Origin of the sequence: Tardiphaga sp. 813_E8_N1_3 (assembly GCF_051811025.1) — a bacterium.
Taxonomy (GTDB): Bacteria; Pseudomonadota; Alphaproteobacteria; order Rhizobiales; family Xanthobacteraceae; genus Tardiphaga.
Window position 1 is genome coordinate 574,181 of record NZ_JBPWQE010000001.1, and the last position, 25,207, is coordinate 599,387.

Below are 25,207 nucleotides of genomic sequence, written 5' to 3' on the forward strand. Positions count from 1 at the left end.
AAAATTCCCCGGATATTGGCGATGATCTCAGTCACTGTGGTGATCGCGTTATGCGTGCTGGCCGTGGCCACGCAGGTCGGCGTGCGCATATTCGAGCGGAAATACCCGCCAGCGGCTAAGCTTGTCGATGTTACGGGTGGCCGTATGCATGTGATGCAGATCGGACCACGCGATGCATCCGGCCCGCCGATTGTCCTCATCCATGGCGCCACGTCGAGCATGGAGACCATGCGGCTGCCGCTCGGCAATATGCTGGCAGAAAAACACCGTGTCATCCTGATTGACCGTCCCGGCTTTGGCTGGAGCTTGCGTGACGATGTATCGAACTCTTCTCCTGCGATGCAGGCGAGGATGATCGACGAAGCGCTCGAAAAACTCGGTGTTGATCAAGCGGTCGTCGTGGTGCATTCGCTTGCCGGCGCATTGGGCGCGCTGATGGCGCTGGACTATCCGCAGCGTGTCGCAGGATTGGTCATGCTGGCGGGTGTCACTCATCCCTGGCCTGGTGGCGTTGGCATCTATAACAAGGTCGTCACCACGCCGGTGATCGGGAAGCTGCTGGCCTATACGATCACGCTGCCGCTCGGCTATTTCCTGACGGACATGGGCGGACGCGCAGTGTTTGCGCCGCAGGTTATGCCCGAAGGCTATATCGCGCAGACCGCGACGCAATTGGTGCTGCGGCCGCGCAACTTCCTCGCCAATGCCTCGGATCTCGTAACGTTGAAATCCGCCGTCGTGGCGCAGGCATCGCGCTATGCTGAGATCGACGTGCCGACCGTCGTCATTGTGGGCTCGGCCGACACCATCGTATCGCCCGAGCTTCATTCGCGTCATTTTGCGAAAACTGTGCCGGGCGCCAAACTAATCGTGCTGCCGAATGTTGGTCATATGGTGCAAAATGCTGCACCTGATCTTATCATGGGGGAGATCGAGGGCATGATCTCGGCCGCTGACACAAAACCGAAGGCCGCCTTGCGCTAACCTCCCGTTCGATCGGCTTCAAACCAAATTGAGGAGAATTGCATGACCACGACTTTCGGTTCGGCCAAATGGCAAGGTGGCATCAAGGACGGCAAGGGATCGATTTCCACCAAGAGCGGCGCACTCAGCGACTATCCGTATGGTTTCGCTAGCCGCTTCGAAGGTAAGCCTGGCTCTAATCCTGAAGAGCTGATCGGCGCGGCCCATGCCGCCTGCTTCACCATGGCGCTGTCGCTGATCCTTGGCGAAGCAGGGTTCAAAGCCGACAATATGGAAACCAAGGCCGATGTGACGCTGGAGAAGCAGGGTGACGGCTTCGCCATTACCAAAGTGCACCTCACGCTCTCGGCCTCTATTCCCAGCGCCGACAAGGCGAAGTTCGACGAACTCACCGCGATGGCAAAGGCCGGCTGTCCGGTGTCGAAGGTGTTGAACGCGGAAATCACGCTCGACGCGACGCTGGTGGGTTAGGCCTCAGGCGGCGGACACAATCTCTCCCCGCCATCGTGGGGAGAGATTGTATCGGTGAACTACATATCTGCGTCGTTTGGCCCGACATAAGCGATGCGAACCATATTGGTCGCACCTGGTGTGCCGAGCGGCACGCCAGCGACAATGATGACCCGCTGGCCGGCTTTGGCGAAGCCGTCACGGAAGGCGATGCGTGCGGCGCGATCGACCATGTCGTCGAGGTCCTTCGCATCCTCCGCCACCACGCAGTGTACGCCCCACACGACCGACAGCTTGCGACCGGCGGCGAGGTTCGGCGTGATCGCTACCACCGGCGGCTTCGGACGTTCACGGGCGACGCGGACGGCGGTGGATCCTGAGCTGGTCCAGCAAATGATCGCAGACAGATCCAGCGTTTCGGCGATCTGTCGTGCGGCGTCCGCAATGGCGTCACCGGCGGTCGGCTCGGGCTCGGGGCGCTGGGCCATCAGCACAGAGCGATAAGTCGGATCGCGCTCTACTTCCTCGCCGATGCGGTTCATCGTCGCGACGGCTTCGACCGGGAATTTGCCGGCGGCGGATTCGGCCGACAACATGACGGCGTCCGCGCCTTCATAGATGGCCGTCGCGACGTCGGAGACTTCGGCACGAGTCGGTACCGGGCTCTGGATCATCGATTCCAGCATCTGCGTAGCGACGACGACGGGTTTGCCGGCGCGGCGCGCCATGCGCGTCATGCGCTTTTGTAGACTTGGTACCCGTTCCAGCGGCAATTCGACGCCGAGATCGCCGCGCGCCACCATCAGCGCGTCGGACGCTTCCAGAATGGAATCGAGACGGTCGATCGCCTGCGGCTTCTCGATCTTCGACATGATGGATGCGCGGCCGCGCACCAGCCGCTTGGCTTCATGAACGTCTTCGGCGCGCTGCACGAAGGACAGGGCTATCCAGTCGATGCCGGTCTCGAGTGCGGCTTCCAGATCCAGGCGGTCCTTCGGCGTCATTGCCGACACCGGCAGGTCTGTATCGGGCAGGCTTACGCCCTTGCGGTCGGAGATGCGGCCGCCGACCACCACGCGCGTCACCGCGCGGTCGTTCGATGTCTCCTCGGCAATCAGCCGCAGCTTGCCGTCGTCGATCAGCAGCGCATGGCCCGGGCGAAGCGCAGCGAGAATTTCCGGATGCGGCAGGTGCACGCGGGTGGCGTCGCCGGGGGCAGGATCGGAATCCAGCACGAAGCTCTCGCCGTTCTTGAGCTGCACACCGCCTTCGGCAAAGGCGCCGACGCGCAACTTCGGGCCCTGCAGATCGACCAGAATGCCGATCGGGCGGCCGTAGCTGCTCTCGACATTGCGGATGGTCTTCACCAGCTCGCGCATCTTGTCATGTGGCGTGTGGCTCATATTGATGCGGAACACGTCGGCGCCGGCCTCGAACAGCTTGCGGATCATCGCGCTGTCCGAGGAGGCGGGGCCGAGCGTGGCCAGAATCTTGATGCGGCGTTGGCGTCTCATTGTTTGCCTCCCGGCGGTACTGATGGCGGCAGGGTCGTTGACCCACCCGGGGGCGCGCCACCTGGCGTGTTGGGCAGGTTGGGGAAGCCCGCACCGGGCGCACCTGGTGGTGGTCCGGTCGGCCCCGGAATGCCCGGCAGCTTCGGCGGTTGTTCGTTGGTTTCGGTCAGTTGCACCGTCCAGGCCCGCTGCTCGCCGGTGTCGACCTCAAAAAAGCCGGTCCGGTCGAAGCCGCGCGCGAGGCAGTTTTCGGTGCCCTTGATAGTGAATTCCTTGTCGCGAGAGCACATGAAGGCCTGACCCGACCACTCACCACCCCGGTCGTAATCGAGTGCGTAGATATAATAATACCGCGCAACCAGGGTTCCGCGCAGCAAGGTCTCGCAGGCGCGCGACGAGACGTTCCACCAGCCCTCGGTGGTCCAGCCTTCGGCATCCTTGTAGCCCAGCGCGATCCCGACCCGGCTCGAGGTGTTGTTGCACAGCCGGAAATCAGCCGCCGCAGGGCTCGTCCACAGGCACGACAGAGCCAGCGCCAACACCGGCAACAGGCCGGCGAAGGGGACGCGTCGAAAAGGGCGGTGACGGGAATCTGGTGCGATCATGCGGCGAAGCTATCTCAATTCATTGACGATTTCGCGTGACCCGGCGGGCCTGTCAACGGTCACGGAACCAATTCTGCCCCGCCATGCGGTTTGCGTTGTGATATGGCAAAATCTGTGACAGCGCCCATGTTACATGAAGACGACAGGCCGGTATCGGGTGCAACAGCGAGACCATTCATGGCGATTGACGACAAGACCCAGACCGAACTCGAGGCTGCCGCCTTTCGCCGGCTGGTTGACCATTTGCGCGATCGCACCGATGTGCAGAATATCGACCTGATGAATCTGGCCGGCTTCTGCCGGAACTGCCTGTCAAACTGGCTGAAGGATGCTGCCGACGCCAAGGGCGTGGCGATGACCAAGGATGAGAGCCGCGAAGCGGTTTACGGGATGCCTTACGAGACCTGGAAATCGCTGCATCAGGCCGAGGCCAAACCCGAACAAATTGAGGCCATGAAGAAAGCGCACGGCGGGCACTGACGATTTCTCGTCTTTTTGAGGCATGAAATCAAAGCTGTGGGGGCGCTGTGGATGACCGCGAAGGCGCCTTGACGCAAGGCGCCTTGGTCTTGAGTGTCATTTCCTTAAGATTAATGCGCGCATAACGCTGCGCACTCAAACCCACCCCATATCCGCTTAAAGCAACATCAGTTCACCAGGAGTTTTCGATGGCCACCTCTGCTGCGTCCGTGCTGGACGATCAGGCGACACATTCTTTCGCCAAGGATCAGCTCAAGGCTATCGTCGAGCGTATCGAGCGCCTTGAAGAAGAAAAGAAGACGATCTCCGACGACATCAAGGACGTCTATGGCGAAGCCAAGGGCAACGGCTACGACGTGAAGGCGCTGCGCACCATCATCCGCATGCGCAAGCAAGACGCCAACGAGCGTGCCGAGCAGGAGACGATCCTGGAGACCTATCTGCAGGCTCTCGGAATGCTGTAAGGCGCTTAGCGCGCCAATACTCAGCCAAACACTCAGGTGTCATACGCGGGCTTGACCCGCGTATCCATCTAGCCACAGAAATAATGATGGATGGCCGGGTCAAGCCCGGCCATGACACCACTATAGCCTGAGAAATTCGGGCTCTTAGCGCAGCGACGCCGTGCGCATCACAAATGCAGTCGTCGCAAGCGAGGCCGTTGCCGAGCCGGTGAAGCGCTCACAGACCAGACCGAGCTGCGGATCATCCGAGAAAGTCATCGCCACCACCGCCTGCGGCTTGACGAAGTGCGCGCGCAGGATCGTCATGTCACCGTCGCCCATCACCGATGCTGACATCGACGTGGTCGCGCTCGGCGCCAGGATCATCGCGCGCATCCAGACATGGTTGTCGGGAATGGCAGCTGCGGTGAGGCGGGTCGCGACAGCAATGGTGCTGCTCTGGCCCTGAGCGCCCTTCGCGACAACGGTGGTGATGTTATTCACCGCCATCGGGTTCTTGGCTACGGAGGCCGGACGTATGCTGCGCGGGATCGGCGCACTGGCGGCGACGACATTGGCGCGGTCGACCGGGGAGTTCGCTGGCGGCGCATAGGCCATCGCCTTGGCGAAGCTGGACTCGCTCGCGGCCGGATCGACCACATTGGCCAAGGCCTGGCGCGCGGTGATTGCGGCGACCTGCTGCGGCGTGGCCTGTTTCGGCGCCGGCATATCGTCCCAGAAGCCGCGGGTATTGATGATATCGGCCGGCGTCTGCGGCCGGTTGTCGGCCTTGGCTGCGGGCGCCGGAATCGGTGCCTTCGGGCGCGGTACCGGAACGGTCTCGGTGTCAGCCGATGCAAGTTGGTAGGTCGCGGCTGCGGCCGGCTTGGAGCGGGGCATCGGGACGGGGTCCGAAGACTTCGTTTCAGCCTGCTTCGTTTCGGCCTGCTTCGTATCGACCGGTTTCGCGGGCATCGCAGCGGCCATCATGCCGACAGGCGACGGCTTGGCGGGCGCGATCGCGGCTGCTGCGCTCTCGTCGTCGTCGTCATTCGACTTGCCGCCACGGAACAGCGAGGCGAGCAGGCCCGGCTTGCTCTTGGCAAAAGCGGCGCTGTCACCGTCGCCGCGCTTCTCGATCTCAGCCATCGCCAGCTGATAGCCAGCCAATGGACGGCCGTCGGTGGGGAGATGCACGGTGCGGCCGTCGGGGAATACGCGCGCCAGCTGGTCATGCGTCATGCGCGGCCAGTGACGGATGCTGCCGGTGTCGAGATGCACGAAAGGCGAGCCGGAGGTCGGATAGAAGCCGACGCCGCCGCGCTGCAGGCGCAAACCGGCAAAGCGGATCTTTTCCAGCGCCACGCCGGGAATGAAGAAGTCCATCGCGTGGCCGAGCATATGCTGGCTGGCGCGAGCGACGCCGGACGAGCGGCGGCGGAGCATGGCGTTGGTGGCGGGAGAGCGATAGGCGGAGATGATCTGGATCGGCGCCTTGGCGTCGACGTCGCGATAGACCTCCCAGAGGATGTCGAACAGGCGACGATCCATATTGGTCTGGTCCTGGCTGCGCCAGTCGCGCAAGAAATAGTTGATCTTCTTCATCCCGTCGTCGTCATAGCGGCCATTACGCTTGAACGTGACGGTCAGATCTTCGCCGGAATGAGTGTGGTGGAAAGAGAGGGTGCGGGTTTCGTCGAGAGCGGTGGCGTTATGGACGGAGCTGGCGCCTGCCATCAGCAGAACTGACGCGAGGCCGGCATGAAAGCCAGCGCGCGATGTTCGCAATCTCGTTTTGCGTGCGAAACCGCTCAGCACGTATGAACCCACCCAAGTCGACAACTCTCTCGCTACCCCATGCGGCGACAGAGAGTGAACGTACTCTTAAAACGGGAGGGTTAACCGAGATTTACAACCCATCCCCCCAAGCGGGCTTTTCAGCCAGCCATTAAACTTAACCCATTGAGTATGGCGAAAAATAGCCCGCTGCCGGGTTCCAGATGGACGATGGTTAATCTGGATAAAGAGCGAAACGTAAAAAGGGCTCCACCGGAAGGTGAAGCCCTTGATAAGTCTTCAGAATCTTGGTGCCGAAGTCGCAGTTTAGCGGGTTACCGTACGGCGCGGCCTTTGGCCGGGTGCAACCGGTTGTGGTGTCGGCGCACCGCCGCCGAACAGGCGCTCGAAGAAGGACAGGCCGCCATTGCTGGCCATGCGCGAGCCGTTGTCGTTGAAGGCCACGCCCTGCGGGATATCCGCGCGCGGGCGCGAATAGCTCGGCTGGGCGCGGGCGACCATCTGCTCCAGATCCTTGTTCTTGCCGCCGCGGAGCAACTGCATCATCTGCGTGTCACGTCCGTAGATATCCTTGCGCAGCTGCAGCTTGCCGGCGTCATCGACGAAGGCTGTCTGGTAAGTGATGTTCACCGGGATCGGCGTGGGGAATTTCAGGTCGATCTCGCTGCGGCCATACATGCCGCGAACCTTCTCCGGCGTGTAGTGCTCGTTCGGCATCGTGATGTTCAGCAGCGTCGCGGCATACTGATCCGGATTCTGCACGCGCATGCAGCCGTGGCTGAAGGCGCGCTCGTCGCGACCGAACAAGTTCTTGTCCGGTGTGTCGTGCTGATAGACGAGGAACTTGTTCGGGAAGTTGAAGCGGATGCGGCCCAGCGCATTGGCTTCGCCGGGCGGCTGCGCAATGTGGATGCTGCCGTCGGAATTGCGCGTCAGCTTGAGGCCCATGCGGTCAAGCACCGTCGGGTCCTGCTGCAGGGCGGGCAGGTATTCGTTGTAGATGATCGACGGCGGCACGTTCCAGGTCGGGTTGACCGTGATGTACTTCATCGTCTCGGTCATCAGCGGTGTGGCGTGATTGCCCGGCTTGCCGACGACGACGCGTGTGGTCCAGACCTGCGCGCCGTTCTGCATCACCTTCAGCGTATAGTCAGGGATGTTCAGCATCACATAGGCGTTGCCGATCGCAGACGCGCCGAGCTGGCGCGGGAGCCAGCGCCAACGCTCCATGTTGACCAGCACCGTATCGATGTGGCGATCGCGCTTCGGCGAATTCATCGCGCGCACGGTGGCCTCGTCCAGCACGCCGGTGGCCTTCAGATCGTTGCTCGCCTGATACTTGCGAACTGCGTCAGCAACAGCAGCGTCGTATTTCGTGTCGGCAGGATTCTCGATATTGAGGCGCGCGCGCAGCAGCGGCACGCGCGAGTCGTCCATCACCGCGGGATTCGCGTTCTTCTTGGTTGCCTTGGTGAACTTCAGTGCCGGGCCTTCGCCAATCGGCTGCATCGGCGCTGCGGTTTCGCCGCGCAGTTCAGCAAGCTTCTTCTTCAGTTCCTGATAGCCCTTGTGCGGCGGGTTGTAGGCGTCGAGGGCTGCCGAAGCGTTCTTCGCCGTCGAGATATTGGCGAGCACTTCCGCCGGATCGGTCGGATGCTCCGGATACATGATGTCGCCAGTCACCTGCGACCAGTGCATGCGGCCGCTCTGTGCCTGGCGGGCATAGTCGAGCATGCTGGCGGTGAGCTTCAGCTCCGCCTCGGCGAGCGCATCGGGCGTATTCGCCGCGGTGAAATCCGGCACCGGATAATCGGCAGCGTCGAGGCCGTCAGAAGCGGCGTCCTTGAGGCGCGCAATGACGCCCTTGGCGGCAGGGGTCGTTGCGCCGCCTTGGGTCCAGATCGGTGCGAAGTCACGTGCGGTGTAGAACTTTTCGACCGCCGCGCGCTCGCCCTTGCGGTCGAAATAGCGAGTGGACTTGGCGCCGAACATATCGCGCAGTTTCTCGGCGACCGGCTGATCGCTGGACGCAACGGTGGTCGCGGGCTTGGCGATGTCCTTGGCGACGTCCTTCGGGGACTCGGCTGCGGGCGCAGGAGGTGCGACGGCAGTCGCGGCCGGCGGCGTCGCAGCGGCGGGCGCGGTTACAGCCTCGCTCGGCTTCACATCCGCAGGCGCTTGCGCAGCCTCGGTTGCCTTTGGCGTATCGGTCGAGGTCGATCCGATGGTCTTCTCGGACGCCCGGGTTGCGTCCGGCACGGACGCAGTGGTCTCGGCCTTCGGTACATCGGCCTTGAAGTCGGCGGCGGTCGGCGGGGCTACGTTGGCGGGTTCCGGGCGCGGCACCGCCGCATCGATGGCGAGTTCGGAGACACTGTCGCGGGGCGATGCGCTCTGGGCAGCAGCAGCGGCGCCAGCGGAGACCGTCAGGAATGTTGCGGCCACGGCCATCAGCACGTGGTCGAATCCGGAACGGCCCTTGGAATAGTCTCGCATTCTCGCACCTCATTAGGTGAGCTGCTCCGACATGGAACAGTTCTAGTCTGACGTCACCAGCTTCGGCTGAAGCAGTCGCGTTGTTTGCCTGCTTGCTCCCTAGCCGTCACGCGATGACGGCGATTCAGAGCTCTTTCTGTGCAGACGATACACGCGCCCGGCACAAGCGCTAGCGCTTGTCGGACAAGTCACAACAAACTGACCTCAACCTCCCCGGTTTGCAACGCATACCGAGGTTTCACCGATGCTTTTGACTTTATGTGTCACCAGACCGCAACGGTTCAAGTTCCATAGCGATCGCAACAACATGTTCAATCGCGTGGGAGGCGAGAAGTTCAGTTCGACGGTGCGGAATCCGCAATCGATGAATCTTTCTCCGCTGCCTCATCGAGCTTGCGGTAGAGCGTCGACCGGCCGATTTTGAGGCGCCGTGCGACTTCCGACATCTGGCCGCGATAGTGCGCGATGGCAAAGCGGATGATCTCGGATTCGAGCTCTTCCAGTGCCCTTACCTCGTTCTCGGCTGTCAGCATGGACAGGCTTCCAGCGGCGAGCGATATCGGGGCTGCGTCGATGCCCGGTACCATGGTCGGGGCCATCGTGTGGAAGACGGGGTCTACAATCAGCGGCGCGACCGCCGATGCCACGATCGATGGGGCGTGCGCGGTCGTTTGCGGGAAGTCGGCCAGCCCGAGTTGATCGCCTTCGCTCATCACCACGGCGCGGTAGACGGCGTTTTCCAGCTGCCGGATATTGCCCGGCCAGTCGAGTTGCGTGAGCATCGTCATAGCGTCGCCGGCGATGCTGGTAATCGGTTTGTTCTCCTCGGCGCAGAAGCGCGCCAGGAAATGTCGCAGCAGATACGGAATGTCCTCGCGGCGCGCCCGGAGCGGCGGCACCGTGAGCGGCAACACATGCAGGCGATAGAACAGGTCTTCGCGGAATTGCCCGGCTTTGACGAGATCGAGCAGCTTGCGGTTGGTGGCCGAGATAATGCGGACATCGACCTTGACCGGCTTGCGCCCGCCCACGGCCTCGACCGAACCTTCCTGAAGCGCGCGCAGCAGCTTCACTTGTGCCGATAGCGGCAGCTCGCCGACTTCGTCGAGAAACAGCGTGCCGCCGTGAGCCTCGACAAACTTGCCGAGATGCCGGTCGGTGGCGCCGGTAAAGGCGCCCTTCTCGTGGCCGAACAGGATCGACTCCACGAGGTTGTCGGGAATGGCGCCGCAGTTCACGGCGACGAATGGTTTGCTGCGGCGCTCACCTGAGCCGTGGATGGCGCGTGCGATCAATTCCTTGCCGACGCCGGACTCGCCTTCGATCAGCACGGGGATCGTGGAGGTTGCCGCCTTGCGTGCGGTGTGCAGCACGGCGTCCATGCCGGCGTTGCGGGTGACGATGTCGGCAAAAGTGAGCTTGCCTTCGCGGCTGTGCCTGATGCGCTGTAATTCGCCTTTCAACGCACTGGTATTGAGCGCATTGCGCAGGCTCACCTGCAGACGTTCGACGCCGACAGGTTTGACGACGAAATCATGCGCGCCGGCGCGCATGGCGGACACAACATTCTCGATACCGCCATGGGCGGTCTGGACGATGACGGGGATACTGAGGCCGCTATCGCGGATCTTGTCGAGCACGCCCATGCCGTCGAGGCCGGGCATCATCAGGTCGAGGATCAGCGCGTCGATGGCGGCCGCTTCGGGATCAATCAGCCGAGCCATGGCAGCGTCGCCGCTATCGACCGTGATGGCCTCATAGCCGCAGCGTTGCACCATGTTTTCGAGGAGGCGGCGCTGGACGGCGTCGTCATCGGCGATGAGGATTCGTTCGGCCATGGCAACTCCAGAGCGGGTATGTCCCGATTTGAGCCACCATGGCGATCAAAGCCTTAATGCTTTCATAACACCGGGGCGAGGTAAGCCGTCGCATAGGGCCAGACTTCGCGGGCACCGCGATAGATCATGTCACCCGCTACATAGAGAATGATGGCGAGGCCGACATAGGCGATCCAGCGGTGCTTCTGCAGCAGCTTGGCGATGAAGGAGGCGGCGAGACCCATCAGCGCGATCGACAGCACCAGGCCGAAGATCAGGATGCTCGGGTGTTCACGCGCAGCACCGGCGACCGCGAGGACGTTGTCCAGGGACATGGAGACGTCGGCGACAGTGATCTGCCAGATCGCCTGGCCGAGCGTCTTGCGCGGGCCGTTGGCGGTGCCGTCGGCGTTGAGCTTTTCGAGCTCGTCAAGATCGTGCTCATGCCCGGCGCGCAATTCGCGCCACATCTTCCAGCACACCCACAGCAAGAGGATGCCGCCGGCCAGAAGCAGGCCGATGATCTGCAATAGTTGAACGGTAATGCTGGCGAAACCGATACGCAGGATGGTGGCAGCGACGATGCCGATCAGGATGGCCTTGCCGCGCTGTTCCTTGGGAAGGCCGGCGGCCGCAAGGCCGATTACAATGGCGTTGTCGCCGGCGAGAACCAGATCGATCATCACGACCTGGAAAAGTGCAGTCATAGCTTCAGCGGTGAAGAAGTCTGTCATGTGGGCCACTCCGTATGAACGTCCAGTCCGACATCACAGTTCGGGTGAACTGCCAGAGGGGCCCGGGCCAGGACGTGCTTGTTAAAAGTCGTGCTTGCAAACATGCGGGTTTGATCCCGCGGTTGATCCGATCCGTTACTCGGGTTGATCCGTAAGGGTGACGAGCCGAACCATCTGGTCGGGCTCAATGAAGATGCTGATTCCGACCCCGATGAAGGTCAGGACGCCGGCGACATCGAACCAGGTCGCGCGCCGCGCGAAGTTCCGCGGAATCAGCGCGCCACCGGCCATCAATGCTGCAAGTGCGAATAGCAGGGTGGCGACCATCGGCGCCAGCGCGTCGAGCGAGACAAATGCGCGCAAGGCCAGTGCCGCGGTCAGCGCCAGCAGAAGGCTTGCGGCAAACAGCTCCTTGACCCGGTGAGGGGCAGGAGGCGCATACTTGCACCCGATGCTGTTGCGATCCGTAAAGGCCATTGTTGTTCTGCCGGGTATCGTTTCATCCCGTCCGCAACGTTCTTGCAGCTCGATAGTCGTGCTACAGGAAGTCGTCAGATCTTTAATTCATACTGGATAGTTTCGTAATCATGAAACGTGGCGAAAATCAAGAGGATTTCGCTGGAGTGCAGCGCGGCAAAGCCTTGCCGGAAGCGCGGCAGTTGCGAAAACAGGCTGGGGATTGGCTAAAAGCGCGACGTGCGGAAGCCGGGTTATCGCAGGTCGATCTCGCCGCAAAACTCGGTCTCAAATATTACACGTTCATCTCGCAGGTTGAGAACGGCTTCAGTCGGGTGCCCACCGAAACGATGGAAGCATGGGCCATTCAGCTCGGTCTGGAGCCGGCCGCCTTCGCAAAACATTTGCTGGTCTATTACGAGCCGGAATTGCACCGGCTGTTGTTTGGAGCACCCAAATGAACATCATCGCATTTCAGCGTAAACCGCTGGTGGGCGCGTGGAGCGAGACCGAGCTCGCCACGCTTGCCGACACGATCAATCTCGGGCATCGCGGCCGCGAATGGGAGACCGGCATCACCGAGAACGGTGATGCGCAGCTCTATCTGCTGGGACCGCAGCCGGAGCAGGGCTGCGAATTGTGCGTCTCGCGCGTGGGTGGCCGATACATTCTCGAAGACGGCACCGGGCGCCTGTTGTTCGAGCATCGCAGCCTGCCGCTGGTGGCGGCGCATGCCCGCACTGCGCTGCGCGGGACGCGATGGTGGCTTGTCGCACGGATTGTCATGGTGTGGTGTACGATTCGCCATATGCTTCATGACGAGATCGAACCCTTGATGATCGAGGGCGAAGAACTGCTTGTCCATTTCGCTCCGCAGCTCGCTGCTTTCGTGTGACGGCTGCATCCAACCGAAAGTATTCATGACGAAATCTGCGACTGCCCGGACCGCCAAGCCTTCTCGAAAGATCGCTTCCAGCCAGACTGTTTCGCGCAAATCCGCTCCGGTCAAAAAAGCGGTGAGCAAGGTGGCGTCGAAATCATCGGCCAAATCGCCGGGGGGAAAGCTGCCGGAATGGAATCTTGCGGATCTCTACACGGCGATCGACGCACCGGAGATTGCCGGGGATCTCGATAGGATCGACGCCGAATGCGCGGCCTTCGAAGCGGATTATAAGGGCAAGCTCGCGGAAGAGACAGCCCGGCCGGGCGGCGGTGTGTGGCTCGCGGAAGCTGTTCGCCGTTATGAGGCGATCGACGATCTCGCTGGCCGGCTTGGCTCCTATGCCGGCCTCGTCCATGCCGGCGATAGCGTCGATCCCGCGATTTCGAAATTCTACGGTGACGTCTCCGAGCGCATCACTGCAGCGTCGGTGCATCTGCTGTTCTTCAGTCTCGAGCTCAACCGTATCGATGACGCTGTGATCGAGCAGGCGATGCAGACGCCCGAACTTGGCCACTACCGGCCGTGGATCGAAGACAGCCGCAAGGACAAGCCTTATCAGCTCGAAGACCGCGTCGAGCAACTGTTTCACGAAAAGTCACAGACCGGTTATGGCGCCTTCAACCGCCTGTTCGACCAGACCATCGCGGGGCTTCGCTTCAGGCTCGGCGGCAAGGAACTGGCGATCGAGCCGACCTTGACCATGCTGCAGGACCGCGCGCCGGCCAAACGCAAGGCGGCCGGGCAAGCGCTGGCGAAAACCTTCAAGGCCAATGAGCGCACCTTCGCGCTGATTACCAACACGCTGGCCAAGGACAAGGAAATCTCTGATCGTTGGCGCGGTTTCCAGGACATTGCGGATTCCCGCCATCTCAACAATCGCGTCGAGCGCGAAGTGGTCGATGCACTGGTGTCGTCGGTGCGCGCAGCCTATCCGCGGCTGTCGCATCGCTATTATCAATTGAAGGCGCGCTGGTTCGGCAAGAAGAAGCTCGCCCATTGGGACCGCAACGCGCCGCTGCCATTCGCACCGACCGGCACGATTCCATGGTCGGACGCGCAGGACATGGTGCTGACCGCCTATGGCGCGTTTTCACCCGATATGGCCAATATCGCCAAGCGCTTCTTCACCGATCGATGGATCGATGCGCCGGTGCGGCCGGGCAAGGCGCCCGGCGCCTTCTCGCATCCGACCACGCCGTCGGCGCATCCCTATGTGCTGATGAATTATCAGGGCAAGCCGCGCGATGTGATGACGCTCGCCCATGAACTCGGCCATGGCGTGCATCAGGTGCTCGCTGCCCGCAATGGCGCGCTGATGGCGCCGACGCCGCTGACGCTGGCCGAAACCGCCAGCGTGTTCGGTGAAATGCTGACCTTCAAGCGGCTGCTGTCGCAGACCAGGAGCGCCAAGCAGCGCCAGGCATTGCTCGCGGGCAAGGTCGAGGACATGATCAACACGGTGGTGCGGCAGATCGCGTTCTATTCATTCGAACGCGCTGTTCACACCGAGCGTCGCCACGGCGAACTCACCGCGCAACGGCTCGGCGAACTTTGGCTCAGCGTGCAGACCGAAAGCCTCGGGCCCGCGATCGAGATCAAGCCGGGTTACGAGAACTTCTGGATGTACATCCCGCACTTCATCCACTCGCCGTTCTACGTCTATGCCTATGCCTTCGGCGATTGTCTCGTGAACTCGCTCTACGCTGTCTACGAGAACGCCCAGGAAGGTTTCGCGGAACGCTACCTCGCGATGCTCGCTGCCGGTGGCACCAAGCACTATTCCGAACTGCTGAAGCCCTTTGGTCTCGACGCCAAGGACCCGGCTTTCTGGGATGGCGGCCTCTCGGTCATCTCGGGGATGATCGATGAGCTGGAAGCGATGGGGTAGGGGACCCCCTTGCTTCATTCGATACGGCGGAAAATTAGGCAAGTGAAAATCATCCACCGGCTTGATGCACTGCGGTATGCAAAGATCGCCGTGGTATGCCACGAGCCGTTGCTCTCCCTAATCAATTACGCTAATTCCGTGGCAACATACGAAATACGAGGCGGGAGACCCTGATGTCCGATCACAGCGAAGTCGCTTACACCACGGCCGATGGCAATGACTATCCGGCGCATGAGCAGACCTATGAGGGCTTTCTCGTGTTGGTGAAGTGGGGCACCATCGGCGTCGTCGCCATCGTGGCCCTGATGGGTATCTTCCTCACCTGATCTATCGCCGATTGCGCCGCCCGACTCGGGTGGCGTCCTGTCCTATTTGTCCTATTTGCTCACGCGCGTGCCTTGCGCCGCCGGAGGCCCCATGAAGATTGCCGTTGCCAAGGAAATCGATCCGTCCGAACCGCGTGTGGCGATATCGCCCGACACGGTGAAGAAGTTCAAGGCGCTCGGCGTCGATGTGGCAATTGAGCCTGGCGCCGGCATCAAGTCTGGCCTGCCGGACTCGGAATACACTGCTGTCGGCGCCACGATCAGCGCCGATGCGGTGAAGGACGCCGACATCGTCATCAAGGTGAAGCGTCCCGAGGCGTCCGAACTCGCTGGCTACAAGCGCGGTGCGCTGGTGATCGCGATCATGGACCCCTATGGCAACGACGCCGCACTGAAGGCAATGGCCGATGCCGGCGTGTCGGCCTTCGCGATGGAGCTGATGCCGCGCATCACCCGCGCGCAGGTGATGGATGTGCTGTCGAGCCAAGCCAATCTCGCCGGCTACCGCGCCGTCATCGAGGCCGCCGAGAGCTTCGGCCGCGCCTTCCCGATGATGATGACCGCGGCCGGCACCATTCCGGCCGCCAAGGTGTTCGTCATGGGCGTCGGCGTTGCCGGCCTGCAGGCGATCGCCACCGCGCGCCGCCTCGGCGCCGTGGTCACCGCGACGGATGTGCGCCCGGCCACGAAAGAGCAGGTCGAGAGCCTCGGTGCGAAATTCCTCGCCGTGGAAGACGACGAGTTCAAGAACGCGCAGACCGCTGGCGGCTACGCCAAGGAAATGTCCAAGGAATATCAGGCCAAGCAGGCCGCGCTGACCGCCGAGCACATCAAGAAGCAGGACATCATCATCACCACGGCGCTGATCCCGGGTCGTCCGGCACCGCGTCTGGTCACCGCCGAGATGGTGGCGTCCATGAAGCCCGGTTCGGTGTTGGTCGATCTCGCGGTCGAACGCGGCGGCAATGTCGAAGGTGCCAAGCCCGGCGAAGTCGCTGACGTCAACGGCATCAAGATCGTTGGTTATACCAATGTCGCCGGCCGCGTCGCCGCCTCGGCGTCGAGCCTCTATGCGCGCAATCTGTTCTCGTTCATCGAAACGTTGGTCAACAAAGAGACCAAGGCGCTCGCGGTGAACTGGGAGGACGAACTGGTCAAGGCAACGGCTTTGACCAAGGACGGCGCCGTCATTCATCCGAACTTTCAGCCGAAGACCGCTTAAGGAGCGCTGCCATGGATCATGCCTCGCTGGTCAGCCCGTTCGTCTTTCAGCTCTCGATCTTCGTGCTCGCGGTGTTCGTCGGGTATTTCGTGGTGTGGTCGGTGACGCCCGCACTGCATACGCCGCTGATGTCGGTGACCAACGCGATCTCTTCGGTGATCGTGGTCGGCGCACTGCTCGCGGTCGGCGTCAATATGGTCGGCAGTGGCGGCGCTTTGGCGCGCGGCTTCGGCTTCGTCGCGCTGATTTTTGCATGCGTCAATATTTTCGGCGGCTTCCTGGTCACGCAGCGCATGCTTGCGATGTACCAGAAGAAAAAGAAGTAAGGGCAGCCCGATGAACGCCAATCTCGCCGCACTGCTCTATCTCGTCGCGGGCATCCTCTTCATCCTGTCGCTGCGCGGGCTGTCCAGCCCGGCGTCCAGCCGGCAGGGCAATTTCCTCGGCATGGCCGGCATGGTCATCGCCGTGGGCACCACGCTCGCCGCGCATCCGCCGGCCGACGGGCTCGGCTGGGTCCTGGTGATCCTCGGTATCGCCATCGGTGGCGGCATCGGTGCCGTCATTGCCAAACGCGTGCCGATGACCTCGATGCCCGAACTGGTCGCGGCGTTTCACTCGCTGGTCGGCATGGCCGCGGTGCTGGTTGCCGCCGGCGCGTTCTATGCGCCGGAAGCCTTCGGCATTCTCGATCCGGTGACCAAGAAGATCGTCGGCGCCAGCCTGGTCGAAATGTCGCTCGGCGTTGCCATCGGTGCGCTGACCTTTACAGGCTCGGTGATCGCGTTCGCCAAGCTCTCCGGCCGCATGAGCGGCTCGCCGATCATCCTGCCGGCGCGTCATATTATCAATATCGCGCTCGCCCTGGCGCTGGTGTTCTTCATCTTCGGTCTGGTCCGTTCGGGCAGTGCGGTCGACTTCTGGCTCATCACCGTCATCGCGCTGGTGCTCGGCGCGCTGCTGATCATCCCGATCGGCGGCGCCGACATGCCGGTCGTGATCTCGATGCTGAACTCCTATTCTGGCTGGGCCGCTGCCGGCATCGGCTTCACGCTGGGCAATTCGGCGCTGATCATCACCGGCGCGCTGGTCGGCTCGTCGGGCGCGATCCTGTCCTACATCATGTGCCACGCGATGAACCGCTCCTTCATCTCGGTGATCCTCGGCGGCTTCGGCGGCGAGACCGCTGCAGCCGGTGGCGGCTCGGGCGAACAGAAGCCCGCCAAGCTCGGCTCGGCTGACGATGCGGCCTTCATCATGAAGAACGCGCAGAAGGTCATCATCGTCCCCGGCTACGGCATGGCGGTGGCACAGGCCCAGCACGCGCTGCGCGAAATGGCCGACACGCTGAAGAAGGAAGGCGTCGAGGTGAAATACGCCATTCATCCGGTGGCAGGCCGTATGCCCGGACACATGAACGTGCTGCTGGCGGAAGCCAACGTGCCTTATGACGAGGTGTTCGAACTCGAGGACATCAATTCGGAATTCGCGCAGGCTGACATCGCCTTCGTGATCGGCGCCAACGACGTCACCAATCCGGCGGCGGAAGACGACAAGACCTCGCCGATCTACGGCATGCCGGTGCTGCAGGTGTGGAAGGCCGGCACCGTGATGTTCATCAAGCGCTCGCTGGCCTCCGGCTATGCCGGCATCGACAACCCGCTGTTCTATCGCGACAACACCATGATGCTGCTCGGTGACGCGAAGAAGGTGACCGAGAACATCGTCAAGGCGATGTAACTGGCCCGCATGGATTTCATTAAACGCCCGGCTGAAAAGCCGGGCGTTTTTGTTTGAAGGGTCAGCTCGCAGCATCCTCTTTCGGCAAGCGATACAGCGCGCACAGCTTGTTGCCGTCGGGGTCGCGCAGATAGGCCAGATAGAGCTTCACGCCACCTTCGCGGATGCCGGGCGGCTCTTCGCAGGTGGTGGCGCCATTGGCGATGCCAGCGGCGTGCCAAGCGTCGGCTTCGTCCTGCGATTTGGCGAGAAAGCCGATGGTGCCGCCATTGGCAGCGCAAGCAGGCTCGCCATTGATCGGCTTCGACACCGAGAAAGTACCGGTCTTGGTCCGCCAGAATACCCGGTGGCGATCGACCGCGCCGGGCGCGACGCCCAGCGTGCCGAGCAGTTTGTCATAAAACGACTTCGCGGCTTCGAGGTCGTTGGTGCCGATCATGACATGTGAAAACATCTCGCTTCCTCTCCTGGTTTCTTGCAAACTCACCTTCAGGTGATACGCAACTATACGCATCATATGCAGTTTGGCGAGACGGCATGACCCTGCCGCGCAATCGCTCTTGTGGGTCTGCAATGGCGGCGTGTCGCTTGCTGCCGAACCCGTTTTCAATCAGGACACTTGCTTGATGTCAGCACATCCCATGCCCAGATCGTCCTGGATTTTCCCCACGTTGGCCGTTCTGCTTTTTATCGCGACGTCGATTCCTTCGCTCGGGATCGGATTCACGGAGACGACTGCTGGCATTGTGTTCGCGGTTGTTCTGTTGGTCATCCTGTTCGGCACGGTGTTCGCCGCTGTGCATCATGCCGAAGTCATCGCACACAAGATAGGCGAACCGTTCGGCACGCTGTTGCTGACACTGGCCGTGACCATCATCGAGGTGGCGCTGATCGCCTCCATCATGCTGGGTGACAAGGCCGTTCCGACGCTGGCGCGCGATACTGTCTTCGCGGTGGTGATGATCGTTTGCAACGGGTTGGTTGGCATCTGCATCCTCGTCGGAGGGTTACGTTACCGAGAGCAGGATTTTCAGGTCACGGGGTCGAATATTTATCTCAGCGTACTGATTGTGATGGCGACGATCACGCTCATCCTGCCGAATTACACCCTGACCACTCCGGGACCTTTCTATTCGAACGCACAGCTCGCTTTTGTCAGCGTCGCCACCATCATGCTCTATGCAGTGTTTCTCTACACACAGACCATCCGACATCAGGATTACTTCGTCGCAGACGGAAGTGGCGAAGGTGCCGCAGGTGGGCATGTTTCCAACCGTCTTCTGGCCGTCAGCGCCATTTTGCTGCTGGTCTCGTTGCTGGCGGTGGTGCTGTTGGCGAAGAAATTCTCGCTGGTGGTGGATGCCGGCATTGAACGGATTGGCGCGCCGGAAGCCTTTGCCGGCATCCTTGTGGCGCTGCTGATTTTACTGCCGGAAAGCGTCGCCGCCATTTCTGCCGCGCGTGGCAACGATCTGCAGAAGAGCATCAACCTCGCACTCGGTTCATCGCTCGCCACCATCGGACTGACGATCCCCGCGGTTGCGGTGGCGGCCTATGCGTTAAACAAGGAACTGGTGCTCGGTCTCAGTGCGCAGAAGATGGTGCTGCTGGTGATGACCTTCGTGCTGAGCATGCTAACCTTTGGCACCGGGCGCACAAACATCCTGTTCGGGCTGGTCCATTTGGTGGTGTTTGCGGTATTCATCTTCATGGTGTTTGTGCCGTGACCACTTTGGAGAATGAGACGATGCTCGCTGCCCAGTCCGACGTTCAGCAGGACACGCCCGAAGTTCGCGTCACCGAATGGCGACTCGCGCCTGGCGCGGCGACTGGTCACCACACCCATGGGATGGACTATGTGATCGTGCCGATCACCACGAGCGTGATGACCATCGTTGCGCCGGACGGCACCCGTTCGCAGGCGCCGATCACGACCGGAAAATCCTATTTCCGCAAGGCTGGCGTCGAGCATGACGTTCTGAATGAAACCGACAAGGAGATCGTGTTTCTCGAGGTCGAGGTTAAGAAAGCTTAACCTTCGTTATCGGCCTCGAGCGGCTGCCGGTTCGTTGTGTCTAGCCGGCTGAGGACCGCCTGAAACAATTCAATGCGACGGATTGGAACTTTGCCTTCGATCCGTCGCGATTGATCCCTGAATCAGCCTCAAATTCCCAGCATGAAGCAGGTCGGGGAAGAGGCCGGTCCATGCTGCAGAAGTATCTCTCGAAATTCACCATCGATATCTTGCCATCAATTTTGGCGACGATCGTGGGTGCCTATATCGTCAATCACTACATCATTCCGAAGGCGAGCCCGGATCGGCCCGCTGCGGCTGTTGCATCGACGCCTGCCGGGCCGAAGCCTGCCACCAAGGCAGCGACAGCCAAGCCCGCCGAGAATTCTGCCGACCTCGCCAATCTGCCCGAATCGGCCCCGGCCAAGGCCGGCGACAAGCCGGCGGTCGAGAAGGCCAGCATCGAAAAACCCGAGGCAACTACGACGCCCGAGCCGCGCCGCCATCAGCCGGCATTGCGCGAGAAGGCAGCGGCCAAGCCCGCGCCGGCTCCGGCCGCGCCTACGGCCGTCCTTGCCACCGTGGGCACCGCGCCGGCGGGGAATGCCAGCGCTGATGAACGCCGCGATGCCAACGATCTCGCCCGTGCTGCCATCGAGCGCCTGAACCGCAGCGAGCCGCGACCCCAGGAAGCTGCACGTGCGCCTGAGACTCCGCGTGCGCCGGAGGCGCCGCGGGTGCAGGAAGCCGCACGGACTGTTTCCCCTCCGTCGATGCAGCAGCTGCCTCCGCCGATCGTGGTGGCGACGCCAAGCGTCGAGAAGTTCGATCCTATGCCTTCGCCGCAGTCTGAGCGTTCCGAAGCGCGGCGCATGCGTCCGCCCGGCGAGATCCCAGCACCGCAGCCGATGGACCTACAGGCGGATGCTGTCGGCGAACCGCGCTCGGTGCGCACCAACGTGGCCGAAGACGTGCTGTCTGCGGCGAAGTCGGTGTTCAATTCGGTGATCCCGCGCCCGTTCGAGCGGTAAAGGAAACGGCGGGTTCTCCGCGCGCCGCTCTCGCGCATGCAGGGCGACGCCGTATTGCTATCAGCCTGACTCCTGCCAGCTTTAGCTAGCCCGCGCGTCCACCCATGCGGGCGAGGCCGCTCCGCGCTGCATCGTCCTTCGGGCGCAGCGCGACCGCGCGGCTGTAGGAATCTGCAGCCTTGGCCCTGTCGCCAAGCTTCTCATAGGTCGCGCCGCGGGTCAGCCAGACCTGGGCATTGCCCGGTGCCACCTGCGAAGCCTCGTCGAGATCCGCTGCGGCTTCCTGGTGTTTGCCGAGCGCGAGATAGCATTGCGCGCGGCCAAGCAGGGGATCCGCCTGCTGCGGCGTCAGGCCGTTGGCTGACGTAAAATCCGCAATGGCGAATTCATATTTCTTCTCGGACTGATAGAGCAGCCCGCGTTGGTAGAAGATCTGCGCACTGTGTGGATCGAGGTCGATTGCCTGGTTCAAGGCCAGCAGCGCGTCATCGGGTTTTCCGGACTGTGCGAGCGCCTGCGCGCGTGCAGCGTGGATCTGCGCATCCTGCGGATTGGTCTTGCCGGAATTCGCGGGCGACGGGGGCGCCAGGGCCGTCGTCTTCGGTTCGTCCTTGTCAGAACCCGGTGTTAGTGACGACAGGTTGAATGAGCATCCGGTGCTGCACAGACCCGCAACGACAAGGGCAATCGCGGTAAGGCCGCGGGCGCCGAAGCGGGACGGGGACTCGCGGACGGGACATTCCATGCAGGGCCAATCTCACGCAGCGACCAATGACCTATTGGTAGCGCGACATCGGGCAAAATGCACCCGATCAAGACCAGCGCGCCAAGGAAGTAGTTCGCGCAAAAAGCAATTGCGCAAAAAAATAACGCGGGCTTTGGCCCGCGTTATCAAACTCGGTGGATGAAGTGCGCTTAGCGCGCCGGACGCGGAGCGCCCGCGCCGCCAGCGCCGGGACGGCCGCCACGATCGGCGCCAGGACCCGCGCCGAACACCGGCTTCGGCTTCATCGGCAGCAGGCCTTCGCGCTGCAGCTTCTTGCGAGCCAGCTTGCGTGCGCGACGCACAGCTTCAGCTTTCTCGCGAGCCTTCTTCTCAGAGGGCTTCTCGTAATGACCGCGGAGCTTCATCTCGCGGAAAATACCCTCGCGCTGCATCTTCTTCTTCAGCGCCTTGAGAGCCTGATCGACATTATTATCGCGAACGAGAACCTGCACGCGGCATCCTCTTTTCAATTGATCGGATTTGAATTTCGGTAAAGTGAAGGGCCGACAAAGGCCATGCCCTTAACCTCAAGGGCGCCGATGTACCAGATGAAATGGTGAATGTCCACCTTGCGGCGCCGTCATTTTAACCTCCTGGGCCGGGAAAATAACGTGTTTTTTCTGAATTTTCTCGGGTGGGGATAGGGCAGGTTCCCTGTCTCGACAGGTATTCTAGCACGGACGCATAATTCCCGCGGCGACTCAGCCGGGACGCCGATTACGACCGGAGAGCATCATGAATGGGAAAAAATACGCGGCCGAGCTGATCGGCACCTTTTGGCTCACATTTGCAGGCTGCGGCAGCGCCGTAATCGCGGCAGCGTTTCCGCAGGTCGGTATCGGTCTCGTCGGCGTCTCGCTGGCCTTCGGCCTCAGCGTCGTGACCATGGCCTATGCCATCGGCCACATTTCGGGCTGCCATCTCAATCCTGCGGTCACCGTGGGGCTTGCGGCGGGTGGACGTTTCCCCGCCGGCCAGATTCTTCCTTATGTGATCGCGCAGGTCGTCGGTGCGGTCGCGGGTGCGGCCGTGTTGTATGTCATCGCCAGCGGCGCTGCCGGTTTCGACCTTGCCAAGGGCTTTGCTTCGAACGGCTACGGCGATCATTCGCCCGGCAAATACAGCATGGTGGCGGGCTTCATTATGGAAGTGGTGATGACCATGATGTTCCTGTTCATCATCATGGGCTCCACACACGGCAAGGCGCCAGCGGGCTTCGCGCCGCTGGCGATCGGGCTTGCGTTGGTGATGATCCACCTCGTCAGCATTCCAGTCACCAACACGTCGGTGAATCCGGCGCGCAGCACCGGGCCCGCATTGTTTGTCGGCGGCTGGGCACTGCAGCAGTTATGGCTGTTCTGGGTAGCGCCGCTGGTTGGCGGTGTTCTCGGCGGCGCGATCTATCGCTGGCTGAGTGACGAGCCTGCTGGGGTGGTGGAAGGCAAGGCGGCCAGCTGACGAATGTGGCGGTGAAGCCGGCGTCGTTACGTCGCCGGCTTCACCTCAACCACATGGCCCATCTTGCGGCCCGGCTTTGGCGTGCCCTTGCCATAAAGATGCACGGTGGCGCCGGGGACGGTGAGCCACTTGCCGTAGTCGAGAATGTCGTCGCCGATCAGGTTGATCATCGTGACCTGGCCATGGCGGATGGGTTTGGCGAGCGGCCAGCCGGCGATGGCACGGATGTGCTGTTCGAATTGCGACACCGAGGCGCCATCGAGCGTCCAGTGGCCGGAATTGTGCACGCGCGGCGCAATTTCGTTCACAACAAGCGTCGCGCCGTCGATGGTGTCCTTTTGACCCGGCACGACAAACAATTCGACGGCAAAGACGCCGACATAGCCCAGCGCGGTGCCGATCTTCTCGGCAATCTCACGTGCCTTCACGGCCAGCGCGTCGGAGATGCGCGCGGGCGCATAGGAGAATTTCAGGATGTGATCGCGATGCTCGTTTTCGGTGACGTCGAAACATTCGACATGGCCGTCGGCGCCGCGTGCAGCAATAACCGAGACCTCGCGTTCGAACGGGACGAAGGCTTCAAGGATCGCGGAATTGGTGCCGAGATCCTTCCAGACCTGATCGAGATCGTCACCCTCGCGGATGATTGCCTGGCCCTTGCCGTCATACCCGAAGCGACGCGTCTTGATGACAGCTGGCAGACCGATCTTCTTGACCGCTGCATGAAGCTCGCCAGCATTCGCAACGCCTGCGTAACCGGCTGTGCCGATACCCAGTGATGTTACAAAATCCTTCTCGGCCAGACGATCCTGCGTGGTCTGCAGGATTGTCTGCGCGGGTAGAACCGGGCGCCGCGCGTCGAGGATCATCGCGGTGGCGGCCGGCACGTTCTCGAATTCGTAGGTGATGACGTCGCAATCACTGGCAAACAGTTCGAGCGCCTCGACATCAGCATATTCAGCACATGTTGCGTTCTGCACCACATCGAAAGCCGGCGAATCCGGATCCGGTGAAAAAACCTGACAGCGAAGGCCGAGGCGTGCTGCGGACATCGCCAACATGCGACCGAGCTGGCCGCCGCCGAGAATGCCGATCGTATCGCCGGGCTTGAGAACCTTCGTCACCACAGCGCTCACGCCGCACCTTCCGGCTTTTCAGCCACGGCATCGGTCTGCGCCTTGCGCCAGGCGGCGAGCTTTGTCGCCAGTGCCGTGTCGTGCAGCGCCAGCACGCTCGCCGCGAGCAGTGCCGCATTGATCGCGCCGGGCTTGCCGATGGCCAGCGTGCCGACGGGCACGCCGCCCGGCATCTGTACGATCGAATAAAGTGAGTCGACGCCGGACAGCGCCTTGGATTCCACGGGCACGCCAAATACCGGGAGTTCCGTCAGCGCCGCGGCCATGCCGGGCAAATGCGCAGCGCCGCCGGCACCGGCGATGATGATCTGGAAGCCCGCTGCCTTGGCGCCCTTGGCGAATGCGACCAGCCGGTCCGGCGTACGGTGGGCCGAGACAATGCGGGCCTCATGGGATACGCCGAGTGCTGTCAGCGTTTCGGCGGCATGGCGCATGGTTTCCCAGTCCGACTGGCTTCCCATAATAATGGCGACGGGCGCGGTCATTCCGTATTTTCTTTCGCGAATCCAGAAAGATAGGCTGGAAATACAATGTCGTCCCCTTGCGTGGCAAGGAGCGTGGCAAACATGATCTCGTCTTGGTGAAGACTGGCAAGCCTTGTAACAAATCCCATGCAAAAGAAAACCCGAACGCCTGCCGCAAAGTCGGTCAAACGTTCCATGAAGCCGGCATTGTGGGGTTCCAAGGCGTTGGTGTCGTTGCCGAAAAGCAGCGCGCCGGTGGCCGCCTGACGCCGCGATTGACCAACTCACTTTCGTCTTCCGCGACATCAATGTGTCGTCCGGCGCCTCCGCAGGCGTCGCACTGCTGGGTCCTAAGGCCGATGGCGAAGCCGCGTTGGTCCGCGCCGACAAGGCGATGTATGTGCGCAAGACCGCGCGACGTGCGGAAGTGTAGCTGGTCGATC

29 protein-coding genes are annotated in these 25,207 nt (G+C 61.9%); 16 read left to right on the top strand and 13 right to left on the bottom strand.

Annotated elements, in window-relative coordinates:
- Positions 1-21 precede the first annotated feature (21 nt).
- On the top strand, positions 22-984 hold the full coding sequence (locus tag AB8A33_RS02685; RefSeq protein ID WP_439091316.1) for an alpha/beta fold hydrolase: 963 nt from the start codon (positions 22-24) through the stop codon (positions 982-984).
- A gap of 42 nt (positions 985-1,026) precedes the next feature.
- Complete coding sequence (locus tag AB8A33_RS02690) at positions 1,027-1,455, top strand: OsmC family protein (protein WP_439091317.1); 429 nt, start codon at positions 1,027-1,029, stop codon at positions 1,453-1,455.
- Between the two features lie 59 nt (positions 1,456-1,514).
- On the opposite strand, the gene pyk is transcribed toward AB8A33_RS02690, so the two are convergent.
- Positions 1,515-2,948, bottom strand: coding sequence for a pyruvate kinase (gene pyk / locus AB8A33_RS02695; protein ID WP_439091318.1), 1,434 nt, complete (start codon positions 2,946-2,948; stop codon positions 1,515-1,517).
- Positions 2,945-3,553 (bottom strand): DUF1036 domain-containing protein, encoded by a 609-nt coding sequence (locus tag AB8A33_RS02700; protein ID WP_439091319.1) that lies wholly within the window; start codon positions 3,551-3,553, stop codon positions 2,945-2,947. The genes pyk and AB8A33_RS02700 overlap by 4 nt, the downstream gene beginning before the upstream one ends.
- 177 nt (positions 3,554-3,730) lie before the next feature.
- Between AB8A33_RS02700 and AB8A33_RS02705 the strand changes: the two genes are divergently transcribed.
- The gene (locus AB8A33_RS02705) at positions 3,731-4,033 is read left to right on the top strand and encodes a DUF1244 domain-containing protein (protein ID WP_439091320.1); all 303 of its coding nucleotides are present in this window, start codon (positions 3,731-3,733) and stop codon (positions 4,031-4,033) included.
- Between the two features lie 188 nt (positions 4,034-4,221).
- Positions 4,222-4,497, top strand: a complete 276-nt coding sequence (locus tag AB8A33_RS02710) for a DUF2312 domain-containing protein (protein WP_068728829.1) — start codon at positions 4,222-4,224, stop codon at positions 4,495-4,497.
- Between the two features lie 144 nt (positions 4,498-4,641).
- Here the strand turns inward: AB8A33_RS02710 and AB8A33_RS02715 are convergent, their stop codons facing one another.
- The 5 genes from AB8A33_RS02715 to AB8A33_RS02735 form a co-directional block, all read right to left on the bottom strand.
- Positions 4,642-6,294 carry a DUF882 domain-containing protein gene (locus AB8A33_RS02715; RefSeq protein WP_439091321.1) on the bottom strand — a complete coding sequence of 551 codons (1,653 nt, stop codon included), beginning with the start codon at positions 6,292-6,294 and terminating at the stop codon, positions 4,642-4,644.
- Between the two features lie 285 nt (positions 6,295-6,579).
- Positions 6,580-8,769 (bottom strand): L,D-transpeptidase family protein, encoded by a 2,190-nt coding sequence (locus AB8A33_RS02720; RefSeq protein WP_439091322.1) that lies wholly within the window; start codon positions 8,767-8,769, stop codon positions 6,580-6,582.
- A gap of 335 nt (positions 8,770-9,104) precedes the next feature.
- On the bottom strand, positions 9,105-10,607 hold the full coding sequence (locus tag AB8A33_RS02725) for a sigma-54-dependent transcriptional regulator (protein WP_439091323.1): 1,503 nt from the start codon (positions 10,605-10,607) through the stop codon (positions 9,105-9,107).
- A 62-nt stretch (positions 10,608-10,669) separates the two neighbouring features.
- Positions 10,670-11,320: a TerC family protein gene (locus tag AB8A33_RS02730; protein ID WP_439091324.1), complete on the bottom strand. Its 651-nt coding sequence runs from the start codon at positions 11,318-11,320 to the stop codon at positions 10,670-10,672.
- A 135-nt stretch (positions 11,321-11,455) separates the two neighbouring features.
- Positions 11,456-11,797, bottom strand: coding sequence for a hypothetical protein (locus tag AB8A33_RS02735; protein ID WP_439091325.1), 342 nt, complete (start codon positions 11,795-11,797; stop codon positions 11,456-11,458).
- A gap of 110 nt (positions 11,798-11,907) precedes the next feature.
- On the opposite strand from AB8A33_RS02735, the gene AB8A33_RS02740 reads away from it, so the two are divergent.
- From AB8A33_RS02740 to AB8A33_RS02770, 7 genes are all read left to right on the top strand, one after another.
- Positions 11,908-12,237, top strand: coding sequence for a helix-turn-helix domain-containing protein (locus AB8A33_RS02740; RefSeq protein WP_089265882.1), 330 nt, complete (start codon positions 11,908-11,910; stop codon positions 12,235-12,237).
- Entirely contained in the window at positions 12,234-12,671 is a 438-nt protein-coding gene (locus AB8A33_RS02745; protein ID WP_439091326.1) for a hypothetical protein, read from the top strand. The genes AB8A33_RS02740 and AB8A33_RS02745 overlap by 4 nt, the downstream gene beginning before the upstream one ends.
- A 25-nt stretch (positions 12,672-12,696) precedes the next feature.
- Positions 12,697-14,607 (top strand): M3 family oligoendopeptidase, encoded by a 1,911-nt coding sequence (locus tag AB8A33_RS02750; RefSeq protein ID WP_439091327.1) that lies wholly within the window; start codon positions 12,697-12,699, stop codon positions 14,605-14,607.
- Positions 14,608-14,780: 173 nt separating this feature from the next.
- Positions 14,781-14,933, top strand: coding sequence for an aa3-type cytochrome c oxidase subunit IV (locus tag AB8A33_RS02755; RefSeq protein WP_068728814.1), 153 nt, complete (start codon positions 14,781-14,783; stop codon positions 14,931-14,933).
- 91 nt (positions 14,934-15,024) lie between these two features.
- On the top strand, positions 15,025-16,155 hold the full coding sequence (locus AB8A33_RS02760; protein WP_439091328.1) for a Re/Si-specific NAD(P)(+) transhydrogenase subunit alpha: 1,131 nt from the start codon (positions 15,025-15,027) through the stop codon (positions 16,153-16,155).
- Between the two features lie 11 nt (positions 16,156-16,166).
- Complete coding sequence (locus tag AB8A33_RS02765) at positions 16,167-16,481, top strand: proton-translocating transhydrogenase family protein (RefSeq protein ID WP_089265888.1); 315 nt, start codon at positions 16,167-16,169, stop codon at positions 16,479-16,481.
- Positions 16,482-16,491: 10 nt separating this feature from the next.
- Positions 16,492-17,895: an NAD(P)(+) transhydrogenase (Re/Si-specific) subunit beta gene (locus AB8A33_RS02770; protein WP_089265889.1), complete on the top strand. Its 1,404-nt coding sequence runs from the start codon at positions 16,492-16,494 to the stop codon at positions 17,893-17,895.
- Between the two features lie 61 nt (positions 17,896-17,956).
- Here AB8A33_RS02770 and AB8A33_RS02775 read toward each other — a convergent pair whose 3' ends face one another.
- Positions 17,957-18,349 carry a VOC family protein gene (locus tag AB8A33_RS02775; RefSeq protein WP_439091329.1) on the bottom strand — a complete coding sequence of 131 codons (393 nt, stop codon included), beginning with the start codon at positions 18,347-18,349 and terminating at the stop codon, positions 17,957-17,959.
- A 172-nt stretch (positions 18,350-18,521) separates the two neighbouring features.
- Here AB8A33_RS02775 and AB8A33_RS02780 point away from each other — a divergent pair, with 172 nt between their 5' ends.
- The 3 genes from AB8A33_RS02780 (at position 18,522) to AB8A33_RS02790 (ending at position 20,940) form a co-directional block, all read left to right on the top strand.
- Positions 18,522-19,622 carry a calcium:proton antiporter gene (locus tag AB8A33_RS02780; protein WP_439091330.1) on the top strand — a complete coding sequence of 367 codons (1,101 nt, stop codon included), beginning with the start codon at positions 18,522-18,524 and terminating at the stop codon, positions 19,620-19,622.
- 20 nt (positions 19,623-19,642) lie between these two features.
- Positions 19,643-19,930, top strand: coding sequence for a cupin domain-containing protein (locus tag AB8A33_RS02785; protein ID WP_068730343.1), 288 nt, complete (start codon positions 19,643-19,645; stop codon positions 19,928-19,930).
- Between the two features lie 170 nt (positions 19,931-20,100).
- Positions 20,101-20,940 (top strand): hypothetical protein, encoded by an 840-nt coding sequence (locus tag AB8A33_RS02790; protein ID WP_439091331.1) that lies wholly within the window; start codon positions 20,101-20,103, stop codon positions 20,938-20,940.
- Positions 20,941-21,025: 85 nt separating this feature from the next.
- Here the strand turns inward: AB8A33_RS02790 and AB8A33_RS02795 are convergent, their stop codons facing one another.
- Both AB8A33_RS02795 and rpsU read right to left on the bottom strand, forming a co-directional pair.
- Positions 21,026-21,685 (bottom strand): tetratricopeptide repeat protein, encoded by a 660-nt coding sequence (locus AB8A33_RS02795; protein ID WP_439091332.1) that lies wholly within the window; start codon positions 21,683-21,685, stop codon positions 21,026-21,028.
- A 170-nt stretch (positions 21,686-21,855) separates the two neighbouring features.
- On the bottom strand, positions 21,856-22,158 hold the full coding sequence (gene rpsU / locus AB8A33_RS02800; protein WP_089265892.1) for a 30S ribosomal protein S21: 303 nt from the start codon (positions 22,156-22,158) through the stop codon (positions 21,856-21,858).
- Positions 22,159-22,441: 283 nt separating this feature from the next.
- Here rpsU and aqpZ point away from each other — a divergent pair, with 283 nt between their 5' ends.
- Complete coding sequence (gene aqpZ, locus AB8A33_RS02805; RefSeq protein ID WP_439091333.1) at positions 22,442-23,164, top strand: aquaporin Z; 723 nt, start codon at positions 22,442-22,444, stop codon at positions 23,162-23,164.
- Between the two features lie 26 nt (positions 23,165-23,190).
- Here the strand turns inward: aqpZ and AB8A33_RS02810 are convergent, their stop codons facing one another.
- From AB8A33_RS02810 to AB8A33_RS02820, 3 genes are read right to left on the bottom strand one after another with little or no spacing between them, the layout of a single operon-like run.
- Positions 23,191-24,288 (bottom strand): 5-(carboxyamino)imidazole ribonucleotide synthase, encoded by a 1,098-nt coding sequence (locus tag AB8A33_RS02810; RefSeq protein WP_439091334.1) that lies wholly within the window; start codon positions 24,286-24,288, stop codon positions 23,191-23,193.
- Between the two features lie 8 nt (positions 24,289-24,296).
- Positions 24,297-24,785: a 5-(carboxyamino)imidazole ribonucleotide mutase gene (gene purE / locus AB8A33_RS02815; RefSeq protein ID WP_068728790.1), complete on the bottom strand. Its 489-nt coding sequence runs from the start codon at positions 24,783-24,785 to the stop codon at positions 24,297-24,299.
- The gene (locus AB8A33_RS02820; RefSeq protein WP_170849526.1) at positions 24,782-24,961 is read right to left on the bottom strand and encodes a hypothetical protein; all 180 of its coding nucleotides are present in this window, start codon (positions 24,959-24,961) and stop codon (positions 24,782-24,784) included. The genes purE and AB8A33_RS02820 overlap by 4 nt, the downstream gene beginning before the upstream one ends.
- A gap of 113 nt (positions 24,962-25,074) precedes the next feature.
- Here AB8A33_RS02820 and AB8A33_RS02825 point away from each other — a divergent pair, with 113 nt between their 5' ends.
- On the top strand, positions 25,075-25,197 hold the full coding sequence (locus tag AB8A33_RS02825; RefSeq protein WP_439091335.1) for a hypothetical protein: 123 nt from the start codon (positions 25,075-25,077) through the stop codon (positions 25,195-25,197).
- Positions 25,198-25,207 lie beyond the last annotated feature (10 nt).